At 49.4% G+C, this 13,297-nt stretch carries 11 protein-coding genes; 2 read left to right on the top strand and 9 right to left on the bottom strand.

The window, feature by feature from the left end; translation table 11 throughout:
- Positions 1–5: 5 nt before the first annotated feature.
- The 8 genes from KK062_RS20790 to KK062_RS20825 form a co-directional block, all read right to left on the bottom strand.
- The gene (locus KK062_RS20790; RefSeq protein ID WP_254086273.1) at positions 6–275 is read right to left on the bottom strand and encodes a (2Fe-2S) ferredoxin domain-containing protein; all 270 of its coding nucleotides are present in this window, start codon (positions 273–275) and stop codon (positions 6–8) included.
- A 59-nt stretch (positions 276–334) separates the two neighbouring features.
- Positions 335–1,195 carry an STM4011 family radical SAM protein gene (locus KK062_RS20795; protein ID WP_254086274.1) on the bottom strand — a complete coding sequence of 287 codons (861 nt, stop codon included), beginning with the start codon at positions 1,193–1,195 and terminating at the stop codon, positions 335–337.
- Positions 1,192–2,514: an STM4012 family radical SAM protein gene (locus KK062_RS20800; RefSeq protein ID WP_254086275.1), complete on the bottom strand. Its 1,323-nt coding sequence runs from the start codon at positions 2,512–2,514 to the stop codon at positions 1,192–1,194. The genes KK062_RS20795 and KK062_RS20800 overlap by 4 nt, the downstream gene beginning before the upstream one ends.
- The gene (locus tag KK062_RS20805; protein WP_254086276.1) at positions 2,511–3,305 is read right to left on the bottom strand and encodes an STM4013/SEN3800 family hydrolase; all 795 of its coding nucleotides are present in this window, start codon (positions 3,303–3,305) and stop codon (positions 2,511–2,513) included. Before KK062_RS20805 ends, KK062_RS20800 begins: the two co-directional genes overlap by 4 nt.
- A complete protein-coding gene (locus tag KK062_RS20810; RefSeq protein WP_254086277.1) occupies positions 3,302–3,997 on the bottom strand; it encodes an HAD family hydrolase in 696 nt (231 codons plus the stop codon). The genes KK062_RS20805 and KK062_RS20810 overlap by 4 nt, the downstream gene beginning before the upstream one ends.
- Complete coding sequence (locus KK062_RS20815; RefSeq protein ID WP_254086278.1) at positions 3,987–5,123, bottom strand: STM4014 family protein; 1,137 nt, start codon at positions 5,121–5,123, stop codon at positions 3,987–3,989. The genes KK062_RS20810 and KK062_RS20815 overlap by 11 nt, the downstream gene beginning before the upstream one ends.
- A gap of 11 nt (positions 5,124–5,134) precedes the next feature.
- Positions 5,135–6,055, bottom strand: coding sequence for an STM4015 family protein (locus KK062_RS20820; RefSeq protein ID WP_254086279.1), 921 nt, complete (start codon positions 6,053–6,055; stop codon positions 5,135–5,137).
- A gap of 132 nt (positions 6,056–6,187) precedes the next feature.
- Positions 6,188–6,505, bottom strand: coding sequence for a VOC family protein (locus KK062_RS20825; RefSeq protein ID WP_317195800.1), 318 nt, complete (start codon positions 6,503–6,505; stop codon positions 6,188–6,190).
- A 531-nt stretch (positions 6,506–7,036) separates the two neighbouring features.
- On the opposite strand from KK062_RS20825, the gene KK062_RS20830 reads away from it, so the two are divergent.
- Together KK062_RS20830 and KK062_RS20835 are read left to right on the top strand one after the other, a co-directional pair.
- Positions 7,037–7,675, top strand: coding sequence for a UbiA prenyltransferase family protein (locus tag KK062_RS20830; protein ID WP_254086280.1), 639 nt, complete (start codon positions 7,037–7,039; stop codon positions 7,673–7,675).
- A gap of 801 nt (positions 7,676–8,476) precedes the next feature.
- Positions 8,477–10,993 (top strand): Kelch repeat-containing protein, encoded by a 2,517-nt coding sequence (locus KK062_RS20835; protein WP_254086281.1) that lies wholly within the window; start codon positions 8,477–8,479, stop codon positions 10,991–10,993.
- Positions 10,994–11,053: 60 nt separating this feature from the next.
- Here KK062_RS20835 and KK062_RS20840 read toward each other — a convergent pair whose 3' ends face one another.
- Positions 11,054–13,258, bottom strand: a complete 2,205-nt coding sequence (locus KK062_RS20840) for a hypothetical protein (RefSeq protein ID WP_254086282.1) — start codon at positions 13,256–13,258, stop codon at positions 11,054–11,056.
- Positions 13,259–13,297: the final 39 nt, after the last annotated feature.

The raw sequence follows: 13,297 nt of genomic DNA on the forward strand, positions 1-13,297 counted from the left end.
CTTTTTCACTGCGAGCTATCTTCAAGAAGGGACATTGCTTTTTCTTCCGTTACTTCAAAGTTCCATTCGTTTTTCGGCATCACAGCCACCACCGGCCCCCGTTTGCAGTGATCTGTACAACCGGTCTTGATGACCTGTACTTTTCTTCTCAAACGTTGCTCTTTCACTGTACTCTTCAACCGCTTATAGAGGTGCTTGCTGCCACGTTTTTTGCATTTGCTTCCGCAGCATACATAGAAGACGCAATTCGGGGTACGAGAAAATTCCTTCGACACGTGCCGAAGTTAAGAACTGGGCAATGTCTTCTCCAAATTTTGCATCCGGAAATACGGCTTCAACGCCGAGGGTAGGACCGCGGAATCCGCTCCAACTCGCCTCCTCCAAATACCTCGTCCAGCTTAAGCTCAGGCATGTGCACATAACCGATATGACACCCGCATGTCTGATTCGAACAATCCCTTGGAAATAGATTGCCCGTGAAATCGCCTTCGTAAATATTACCGATCTTCTCTTTGATAAAGTGACAACGATACATATTTCCATCGCCATCAAGGCTAAATACACTTTCACCGGTACGGCATGGCCTCCCCAGACTTGCGTGGCGTTTCACATTATAACCAAACAACGGGTCGATCTGTTGAAGAAGATCGATGTCTACAGCGTTATAGTAGTAGTCCCTTTGCTTGTACGCATTCACCCAAAGATATATGTCTTGCACCAATTCATTACGGAGGTGGCGAATTTCATCCAACGACTCTTTGAATCCGACCACGCCCACACTATACTGCACCCCCAGGGCATCGAGCTCCCGGCATTTGGCGACAAAGTCGGCCCGCGAGATCTGCGTTGGATGATAGGTGGTCCACAATGCCACAGTCGACTTGTTTGCCTTCTCCAGCCAACGCGTGCTGCACGTGAGATTCGTTTGGATCGCTACTTTTCGAATATTCTCCAGATGGCTCAGCTCCAGGATAGCCCGCTGATAGTAATCACGGATTAACGCTTCCCCCCACGGCGTGAACAGAACATGGAACGTATGCTCGGGATGCTGACGGACCCATGCAATAAACCGGCCGAGCTTGCGCGCGTCATCGGCTAGTTCGGCCCGAGTATTTTTAGTTTTGGCAAACGGACAATAGTCACACCCATAGTTGCAGCTGGATAACGGACCACGATATAATATCGAGAAATTCATCGCAGCTCGTATTGGTTCATCAAGGCCTGTATGCCGGGTGAATACAGCCACGGACCAATGCTGTCTGACAGCTCCATGCCTACCTTCGTAAGCCGCAGCCTGCCCTCGGCATTGACGGCCATCCCAGCATCGAGAAGTTGACAAAGCTCCGGGAACTCCGCAAGGGCATTCGCACCAAACCGGCGATTATACCGCGCCAGGTCCAGACCGTCACCATGCAGAATCGATTTAATAACATCGCGTCGCTTCTGCTCGTCTTCCGGCAGCGATATACCATACCGTACTTGCCCAAACTCATCACTTGTTTCCTGGAGATAGCTGCCGATGATATTCTTCACACCTTTACGACCGACGGCATACTCCGTGGAATAGTGAACAGATTGTGTATACGACCGTGCGCCGGAACCGAGGCCCACCATGCCGTCTTCCTGGCAACAATAGGTAACAGCATTGACAAGGCTCGATGCTGTCTTCTTTCGAAACATGCGCATAGAAACTTGATCATAGCCGTGTTCCAGCAGATAGTCACGCCCCTGGCGATAGCGTTCCAGCCGAAAATTGTCCCAGCTTAATCCCATCTTATCCAGGCCGGTAAGGGGGCGCACGTAGAGTGGGTAAAGATAAATCTCTTCGGGTTCATATTCCAGTGCGGTCTGTAAGTTGATCTGCCACGACTCCGGCGTCTGCCCCGCCCCGCCGTAGATCATGTCTATATTCATCGTCTCGAACCCTTCCTTCTTAATAGATGTGAGCGCCCGGTGTACCTCGTCACGGTGCTGTGGGCGACCAAGAAGTTTAGTCTCGTTGTCGAAAAAACTTTGCACGCCCATACTAATGCGGTCAACGCCTTTGGCGTGCAGGTAACGCAGCTTATCCGGTGTAATCGTTTTGGGCGAGACTTCAAACGATACAGGTATACGTTGCGTATCCGCGCGCATGGTATTCTCAATAATTGCAAAAAGCTTTTCCAACTCGTGCTCGTGTAAAAAGCTCGGTGTACCTCCTCCTATGGCCAGTTGAGCATACGTAGCTTCGCCGAGGGCTGCGCTGACGACCGTTGCCTGCCGTTCGAGCGACTGAAGGTAGGCAGCAACCTGATCCTGCTCCGGATTAGCCATCGTGAAAAGGTTGCAGAAACCGCAGCGCATTTCGCAAAACGGTATGTGTACATAGAGAAACAGCGATGATTTATCTTCGCGAGCCCATACATCGCTGAGGGAACGGGCCGGCGAAAACTCGCGATAGGCCGTCTTGTGCGGATAGGAATACGCATATCCCGCATAAGGATTGGTTGTTATAGTATCTGCTTGAGCGATCATGCACGTTTCTTTAACACTATATGGGCGTATGGCACCGTCAATACCGACGGGTGTGATAACCGGTGGCCGGTATAGCCATCTTCACCATACGCCGTGCCATGGTCTGCGCACAAGATGGTAAAGGTGTCACCCCGCGCACGCAAGGCATCGACGAGCACCGGAAGTTGACTGTCTACATAACGGAGCGCGGCGGCATGCGTCGTCAACGAATCCGTTGCCGGGCCGGGCTCGTAAAAGTAGTTGGGCTGATGGATCGCCGAAATATTGATGAACAGGAAAAATTTTTCATTGGCCGCCAACTGCTTTAGCCACCGCGCCGCAAAGGTAAATTGATTTCTGGTAGAATTGGGGTCTGTTACACCAAACTGCGGTTCCCAGTAGCTTTCTTCAAACAGCGACGGCAGCACCTGCCCCAGCGGTGTCTTTTTATTAAAAAAACCAACGCCGCCAATACACGCTGTGCGATAGCCGCCGGCCCGAAAACCCGATACGATGTCGGGTGTGTCAAATACAAAGGTATTGGCTGTTGTGGTCTCGCTTCCTTCGAAACGCGCGGCAAACAAGCGCTCGTGCCTGCCCGGGCGCGCGGGTGTGGGCAGGAAACCGGCGAAGAAGGCCTGGTGCGCAGCAAAGGTGAAGGTGCCGGGCGTATGTCGCTCCTCCCACCCGTGTGGTATCCACGCCGCCAGGTGCGGTGTAAGCCCCGCGTGGAACGACTTCACGGCGATATCATAGCGCAGGCTATCAAAGGTCAAAAACAGCACAGAAGGGTTTCCCGTGAGATCTTTCATGCCTGGCATACGGGTGACAGAGTAAATAATTTATCAATAGATACCAGGGTCATATCGGGCGGTGTGGACAGCACCGAAGCCGGTAAGGAATGGCTCACCCAGCAGGTCTTCATGCCTACCGCCTGCGCACCGGCCACGTCATTTAGTGGATGATCTCCAATGAAAAGAATATCATGGGCCGCCAGACCAAGATTGTGCACCACCAGGTCAAAGATCCGGCGTTCGGGTTTTTCATACCCGCATTCTCCACCGATGTATATAGTATCGGGTAAGAAACTGCCGCTGAGTCCAGCCGCCACCAGTTTGGCCCGCTGTGTTCCGCCCTGACCGTTGGAGATCAGTCCGGTGCGGTAGGAACGCCGCAGCGATGCCAGGAAGTATACCACAGCCTCGTTGCGCGTGATACACGCCGCGATAGCCGCGGCCAAATCGTTCGCAATATCCCCCGTTGTACCGGCCAGGCCATACGTACTTTGTAACCCCGAGCAAAACGTCACGCGGTCCAAATGTCCGCTATTGTCCCGCGTCAGGATCTGCGGAATATGTGTGGCATATTGACTCTCCGGAAGATCGGGCACACGGGCACGCAGCCAACCTGGCAACGCCTGGCCTAACGCTGTATCGCGATCGATCAACGTATTGTCCAGATCAAAATAGATCGCCTTCACGGTATGAAATAACTCAGGCAGCATACATCCATTCTTTTAGCGTGGCCGTATAGGTGTCGTGGCCATGGACATTGGTCAGTCCGGGCAGCAGGTCGCCAAAGGCGTTGATCTCCAGGACGCGGGGCTGCCCAAAGCCTGCCGGGATCAGCACATCCACCCCCGCATAGAACGCCCCGTTCAGGCTGCGTACGGCTGCCTCCGCGCAATGCATCGCCTGATCATAGCATTGGCTCCCCAGGCGCTCGCGCAAATTAGATACCGGGCCACGTTGATTCCCCAGGTGCAGGTTAGTGATCGGACCGGCGCTAAGCCTCGGCAAGGTAAACTGCGCCCGGCCATTGATGACCACCACGCGCAAGTCAAAAATCTTGCCCTGCAAGGAAGCTTTAGGAATCCATTCCTCCACCACCGCGCCCTCGCGCAGGATAAAATCGACCAGTATTCGAATATCGGTACGATCGGTATAGCGACGTACTTTCAAAGAATTGTACAATTTCACTTCTCCCGCTACCCGCTCCAGGGCGATTGGCGCAAAGATTTCCTCCCGATGCCCTTGTGCGCGGTAGGCGAGTACACCCGAAGCAGAAGAGGCATGCGATGGCTTGATAAACAGACGCCGTCCCCGCTCCTCCTGTATCTGCTCCCGCAGGGCATGATAACTGACCAGTTCCGGCAACAAACGTGGAATTGGAATCTGCCGATCCTGCAGGTGGCGTTGACAACATCGCTTATCAAACATCAGGCGTATAGCGTCAGGGGTATTCAGCATGCTACAACCACTGGTCACGGCAGACTGCTGTATTTGCCTTAACACATGGCCAAAACCCAGGAACCATTGTCTTAAAAAACGTATCCGGCCATGATCGGGACGGAGGTTGCGCGCATCCACTTCGGAAATGCGTCCGGCATTCCCTGTATGTACAATATCGGCACCGCGTGCGATAATCCGACGCTCTACTTCAAAATTCTCTCCCGGAGACTCGATGCGCAGCAAAGTATTCGGCCCCAGGGCGTCATCTAGTACATGTTCATTTTCCAGAATGGATGTATATGCAATACGTTGTGGCGCGGCAAGACCAAGGCCACGAGCAGCATTGCAAAACAGGTCTGCTCGCCGGTTTTCAGGATTGCACACGACCACGATATTCATCACAGCAGGTATTACTCGGCTACTTGTATATAACGATGGCCTTCATCATCCTGCTGGCGATCCTTCAGATTGACCGCAATCCCAAGTTTCTCCAGCTGGTTGCAAACTTCTTCTGAAATAAAATGATAATGAAGATCGAGCAATTTCAGTTTGCCGATGGCAGGGCTTTGCAGCAGCGCTTTGGCACCATCGTCCCCCAGCGTACCCATCGATAAATCGAGCACGTCCAATTGATTGACGATCGGCGCCGTACTGAGCGCCCTGGCAAGGTCATCTGCGATCACGCTGTCGCGCAGCCCGAGGTAGCGCAGCCTGGTGAAATTAGCGCCCTGGAATACGGAATCAAAATCGGCTGCCGTGGAACCAAAACCATATTCATCAGAACCGAGCCATAGCTCCAGGTGCTCCAGATTAGGCAGATGGGCGCTCACCACTTCCGTGACAACGCCGGGCGGTAGGCCACCCGTTTCAATAATCAGATGTCGTAAGCCTGTATGTTGTAGCGATTTTCCCAGACTCAGCTCATTGCCGCCGCGTACGCGGAAATACTCCAGGGCAGGATAAGCCTTCAACACTGCGCTAAGGTCGCACTGGTTGATCCAGGAGATCTCATATTCTTCATACGTAATATCGCCAATAAACAAGGACTTCAATTTGGGAAGCTTCGGCGCCGCGTCGACAAGCGCCTGGGCGATCGCCGACGTATCCCCACCTTCAAAATCGAATGCACCAATGATGAGCTCTTCCACCTGGCCAGCGTTGGCATCCTGGATGAAGTCACCAATCATGTCGGGGATGTTTTTTCCGTCTTCGAAGCCGTCATAATCTAACCGCAGGCGGTATACGGTAGATTCCAGGTTGCTAATGCCGGTCTGGGCATCGAAATCCTTCACGGACTTGCCGTTCAGGGTGGTAAGGTTATCAGAAATCATAGACAAAATTAAGTAGCTCGTAATATACTAAAATCCAAACTTCTTTTGCTTCAACCGATTTTTTCAAAACGTTCCGGCACACCGTTGTGAACCCTGCCGGTCACCAGGCATTTGAAGGCTCTGTCGTACTTTCTAGGCGGGCTCAAACAATTCAATCTTGTTCCCCTCTATATCCAGAATGTGAACAAACTTCCCATAGTCATACGTTTCTACCGTATCCAGGATCATCACACCTTCTTTTTTTAATTCTTCTACGAGTGCTTCCAGGTTCTCAACCCGGTAATTAATCATAAAATCTCCGGACGAGGGCTCAAAGTATTTGGTCTTGTCTGAAAAAGGGCTCCATAGCGTATATCCTTCCTTTGTAGAATCCGCCTCCTCCCGCCAATCAAACTTCGTTCCGTATTGTTCAGCACCAAAACCGAGATGAGTTTGATACCATTGTTTCATTTTCTCCGGATCTTTACATTTGAAGAAAAATGCCCCCGATGCCTGTTACTCGTTTCATTTTTTAATTGTTCTTTAGTGTTGTTAGCCAAAATTGAATTGAATGCGAAACCAAAACCGAAATGATGTCGCCAAACAAATTCACTGCATTTCGATCCGGTCTTACCATTGATTCCTTAAATTTAAACGTTCTAAAACAATATCCAACGGAACCTAAACATCCCCAAACGAACAAATCCAAACAGATTGAAACCTCCCATGAACACCAGGCTTCAACGATTCGCCCAGCTGGTTTTTTACGGTAATTATTTTTACGGAGTTTGTGCCGTCTCCTTAATTCTGGAAACTTCAGCACTCCTAAAAATTCCGTTTCAAGGATCCCTGTTCTATGCGATCGCGTTTGTCGCCACCGTGCTTTTTTATAATTATCCATACGCCCGGAATTACTCCTCCCCCAGCACAAATCCTCGAACAGCATGGTATATCGCCAATCATAGTCTGATCGTTAAAACACAAATAGCACTGACTCTGCTTTTGATTATCCTTATTGCCTCGGTGCTGATCAATTACTTCCACGAATTTGAGAACATGAGTAATCTGCAATGGCTTCTATTTCTCATTTTTCCCATGATCGGAGCAATGTATTATGGTGCCAACTTCTTTTCCGCCCGGTATAATCTTCGAAGCATCGGTTGGCTCAAACCTTTTCTGATCGGGTTTGTGTGGGCGGGGGTAACAACAATCTACCCGTTCGAATACCACGATGTACTAAATTCCACGCACCATCCGGTAACAATTTTAGAAATATTGTTATTCCTGAAGAATCTCATGTTTATATCGATGGTTGCCATCTTGTTCGACATTAAAGACTACGCATCCGATAGCAGCAGCCATTTGAACACAATGGTGGTAAAAATCGGGTTACGAAAAACAATCCTCTTCGTTGTGTTTCCATTAACGATCCTGGGCGTGCTTACCTTTCTATCCTATGCCCTTGTTCATCAGTTCAGCCTCCTCAAAATGATCCTGATTATGATCCCGTTTTTCCTGTTGATCATCGTGGCACGATCGTTAAAACGAAGAAGGTCGCTGATGTATTACCTCGTGGCGATTGATGGCCTTTTGGTTGTAAAAGCCGCTTTTGGAATTCTTGCCGCGATGGTTACTTCATAATAATATTAAATATCGGCCAGGGTGGCTTTTATAAATCCCCGATCTCCCGATCAGCTCGCCTGTATGAACCCAAACTGCGTATAGAATGACGCGAGGTAATCACCCGCAAGAAGACCGACAATGGCCTTCGGATGAGCATTTGCTTTCAGCCAGTCAATAAGTCCTTGCACCACGGCCGTATTATTATACACTATAAATATACTATAATAACAACACCGTCAGTCGCTTCCGGTGATCCCGGGCCAGGAGTCAGCGTGAGCATGAGAGCAAGAGCGAGAAAAATGGCGCGTTCGCTCTCACACTCACACTCACACTCGCGCTGATTCAACGTCCCGCCTAAACACATCTCGCGAGCTCAGAAAAACGACCGAATCGTCCCCAAGCCCCCCGGGAATCTCTCCTGGAAGTGAAATCTTTCCTGGTTCTTTCACATGTAAAGGGATAATCGCGTCTCGAAGCCAAAAATAGACGTAACACATTGTCAATCAGCATATATAAGACATTAAACGGAAAAATCGTCATCCTTGCGTTACTTCTACTCTAAATCGCCGCAAAATCCAAAACAACAAATTGACAATCAATTCATTAACAGGAAAAATAAGCACGCTATTAGGGACTTCGCATGACTTGTTGCACTATAGTGTGTACCGTGTCAAACGACCTCAACGACCCTCCGAACAAAGCCAGAACAAGAACGGAAATGATCCTTTTTTTTTATTTTGTCTCCAAAACCATCGAGTAAGGACCCAAAGAATGACAGAGCAAAGAGGCGAAGGAAGTTTCTTTCGGAATTTTAAAGCTATGCTTTCACTGATAAAATCATACTGCTATATATTTCTGGTATTTGGTTTTATGCCACTGCAAGCCACCTCGCTGGGCGGCTTAAAGTTTCATGGCAGTGAACAATCGATCGATCAGCGCACGTCCTACAATGTATTTGGCGATAAGGCGGTCGAATTTTCAGACAACATGATCATTGAATTTGATCTGTCACTGTACACCACCACCCGCATCGGATACATCATCCGGATCAAAAACAATGAAAGCAACCGAATCTATAACCTGTTCTACGACGCGCAGGGCGACAACCTCGTCTTCAAATTCAATGAAGAAGGCAAATATAGCCTGATCGTTGCCACCCTCAACGAAGAAGAATTGCTAAACCTCCCCTGGTTTAAAATGAAAATCGCATTCGACCTCAAAAGCGATTCCATCTACCTGACGATCCATAACCAAACGTTCAGCGCCGCCAACGAGCTGCCCGATACCTATCATCCTACGATTCTCTTCGGCAAAAGCGATCACATTATTGATGTGCCGTCCTTTGCCATTAAAGACCTTTCCGTCGGCGATAAAGAACGGTACTTCTTTCCACTAAAAGAAAGCAAAGGCGACGTGGTGCACGACGCCAATGGCAAAGTCTTTGGCCAGGTCTCTAACCCGGAATGGTTGATGAACGATGCCTACCACTGGCGCTATAAAACCGGCTTTAAATCAAAATCAGTCGCGGGCGCCAACTATAATCCGGAAGAGAAAGAAATATACTACTTCAACCGCGACTCCCTGTGGCTCTACAACGTGCGCTCCGGAGAAACGAACATACAGGTCTTTGGAGAAAAATGCCCGGTGGAGCTGGTCCTGGGAACCAACTTTATCGACACGAAGAAAAACAGGCTATATTCCTACGAAACCTACTATGCGCCTCCCCGCGACAATTACACCGGCCCCACGGTAGCCAGCCTCGACCTGACTACCTACCAATGGACTGCCGAAGATTCCGGCCAGCTCATTAGCCCACTCCACCATCACGGCGCGTACTTCGACTCTACTACCGCGCAATACACCATCTTCGGAGGCTTTGGCAAGATGCATTACAGCAATACATTCTTTGCCTACGATCTGAACAAACAGGCGTGGGACACCCTGGACGCCTTTTCGGGAGACTTTTTATCGCCGCGTTATTTTTCCTCTGTCGGATACCTCAAAAAGAACAACTCCATTTACGTCTTTGGCGGCATGGGCAACGACTCCGGCGAACAGACTGTCGGAAGAAAATATTATTACGACCTCTATAAAATAGACCTGACCACCCGCCGCGTCTCCAGGCTTTGGGAGATTCCCTGGGAACAGGATAATGTCGTGCCGGTACGAGGCATGGTTGTACTCGACGACTCCTCCTTTTATACCCTCTGCTATCCTGAACATTTTTCTGAATCGTTCCTCAGGCTCTATCAATTCTCATTAAAAGACGGAAGCTATAAAATACTGGGCGACTCTATCCCGATATATTCTGACAAGATCACAACAAACGCCAACCTTTATTACGATGGCAGCCTGAACAACCTGTATGCGGTCGTCCAGGAATTTGACGACGATATCTCTTCCGACCTGAAGATATATTCCCTGGCGTTCCCTCCTATTACGGCCGACGAGCTGGCCAGCTATTCACGCGAAAAAAATAATTACGCAGTCATTCTTGCGCTTGTGTCATTATTAGCCGTTGGCGGCGCCTATGTTCTCTTCAAAAAGCAGCAATCCAGGCTCAGCAATACGGAGGATGAAACCCAAAATCTATACATTGATACGGACAAGCCCGAACCGGTAACGACGCAGCCGAACGCTATTTATCTCTTTGGAGAATTCACCGTACGCGACCGAAACAATCGTGACATCACCTATATGTTCAGCGCGCAACTGAAGCAGATCTTCTGTCTTATACTACAGTACACTATAACTGAAGACGGCATCGCGTCACAGCGACTCAGCAACATACTCTGGCCTGACAAGCCGGCGGATAAAGTAAAGAACTCCCGCGGCGTTTCCATCAATCACTTACGCAAAGCGCTAAGCGAATTGGATGGAATAGAGCTCCTCTATGACAAAGGCTTTTTCAAAATAGAGCAAACCGGAAGCTTCTACTGCGACTACACGCGATGCATCGAAATCATCTCCGCCAACGAAGTGGACACACGCCGTGACGAGCTGATTGAAATCATTTCCCGTGGCAAGTTCCTGCAACTTTCCGATCACGCCTTATATGATTCCTTTAAAGAAGAAGTAGAAAAGAAACTGGAACCGGTACTATCACTGGAAATGGAAAAGAGCTTCGACGCCGAGCTTTATCTCACAACGATCGCTTTTGCCGAGGCCATCACCAATATCGATCCGTTAAATGACGCCGCGCTGACTTTCCAGATCAAAGCGATGCAACGATTAAAAATGAACGATGAAGCGCGAATCCGGTACCAGGCTTTTGTGATCGACTATAAAAAGGCGATGGGGAATGATTATCCCCACCCCTTTAAAAGCCTAACGTAAACTTACCCAAGCAAAACGCTAAACTTAACAACTTACCTAACCTAAACTTCTTATCTAAAATCACCAACTCAGCTTCACGTGAACGCCGTCGGGATTGTTTTCAAAACTCAGGAAACAGGTCTTACTCGCAGCATCCCAGGATGTCTTTGATTCAACCAATTTTCCAGCGGCATCCGTTACCTTTATTTCCTTTGCCTTCGCCGGTAAAAGCACCCGCATCACATTGGTTGTGTTCAACGGGCTCATGGCAACAAAAGTATAGGAGCTCCTGGTAATCTTTTCGTCGTAAACACGTGCGGCTGCGGCCAGTACCTGCGGTGTCTTCGGATTCTTGATACTGCCTATATTAAACAAAAGTGCCTGCTCACCCGGGTTCACCTGCTTTTGATCTAAAACAGGGATTTCCGGATCGAACAGATCGATCAGCTTGCCTTTCAGGGTATACGGAGATTGATCGGCATTTTCATCTACCACGGAAATAATTTCGTAAGGCCCGCGCGTCAGGGCGAAGTGGTTTTTATACTTCAGCACGCCACCACCCGCTTGTGTTTCGTATAGCTTCTTAACCGTATTGACAAACGCGTCATCGCTGTTTGCCTTCAAAACAAACTCTTTCGGGTCGTTGCGCAGAATAACAACCTTTCCCTTTCCGTAGGTATATTCTCCCGCCGGGAAAGGCTCTTTCAAACCGAGTGTTTTAAATAAATGCTCGGACGGCGCTTTGAAGGTATTCCCATCCGTATTCCACCACTCTTGTACACGTTGAAAAGGATCCTCATCTCTGCCACTGTATAGCAAGACCCCACCATTCTTCACCCACTCGGCAATATGACCATGCGCATTCTTGTCCATGGGCTTCATATTGGAGTAAGACATGATCAGGATCTTGACGTCCTTCCAGGTTTGAGGGAACGACACATTCTCGATGTGTACCGTTTTAACCGGAACACCCCGCTTCAATAACGGAAGCGCCTGTCCATAAAAATTGGCCAGCTGTGGATCTTCATAGCCACTGTGTGTGGGAAACCGCTGAAACATCAGCGAGTTGCTCATCAGAATACCGATACCTTGCGAACCGTTCACCTTGTTCTGCGACAACGGCATGTTGTTCAGGGTATTGATCATAACCTGCATTTGCGTAGAATAGAAACGAGGGATCTGCTCCTTTTTATCGCTGTTTGCGCTGGTGCGATAAAGGCCCTGGTATATCCGGTCCGGCCAGGGCATTACTTCATAATCGGCAATCATCGGGTACAGCAGCTGTGCCGTAAATGTGGCCTGGTAATTTTTCTTGTAGTCCGCCCAGTCGCGTGGCCAGTCTTCAATCGGATCCGTCAGGAAAAACATCTTTCTGCCGGTAGGCGCCGTCATAGATTCCATGGAGCCATACTCCAGGAATGCCGTTTCAAATACACGCTCTTTTTCACGACCATTAAAATAATTGGGCTCGCGCGACGTGCCCGTCCATACCTGTGCAATGTAGCCGTCCACGCAGGGCAACGATGCCAGGCTCGCTTCGGGACTCACGATCATCCACTGCGAATAATTTACCAGCGAATGGGTCGGCACGTAACAGCGCACATTCATGCCTTTGGTTTTACCATACTCCTTGGCGTAGGTGAAACATTCGTTCAACGCCCGGTAGTACAGGTGATATTTTAACTTGTTAGACAAGTAGGTGTTTTCCGGCGACTCGTGCTGTGGTCTCCAGTCAAACCCGTAATATTCTTTCCATTCTTTTTTGAACGCAGTGCTGTAGCCCGATCGGGCCCAGAACTCCGGCTCCTCCAGGAAGATCGCGTCGATCCCCGCATCGATCACGCGCTTGATTACCGCCTCCTTCATATACTTGATGAAGTTCAGCGACGGCACGATGTACGGCACCAGCCGACCGTGCCACAGGGTATCGCCCTTTTGAGTAACCTGGCCTTCATCGAGATGCCATTTGCCATCCCACTTGCCGGTAAAATAATCCTGGTATTCACCCCAGGCTATGCCGGTCATAAAATGTGTCTTGTAACCTTTGTCGCGCCAGCTTTGTACGCGCTCCTCAAAGGTCATGCTGCCTTTACCATGATGCTCCTTCACGCTGTAAACAATCGCAACATCGGCCCGCACGTCGGTCACGGGCTTCCAGGGATTGGAAGTTTGAAATACGGTCTTTTCGCCGGGCAGACTGGCAGGCCGCTGCTCCGGTTGCTGAGACTGAGAAAACGCTTGAACAGAAAACGTTACGAAAAGATAAAATAGAATCGACTTACGCATGGGACTATATACTCTTTGTTAAAGGAAAGAAGGTCATGA

This window comes from Dawidia cretensis, from assembly GCF_018598175.1.
GTDB lineage: Bacteria > Bacteroidota > Bacteroidia > Cytophagales > Cyclobacteriaceae > Ohtaekwangia > Ohtaekwangia cretensis.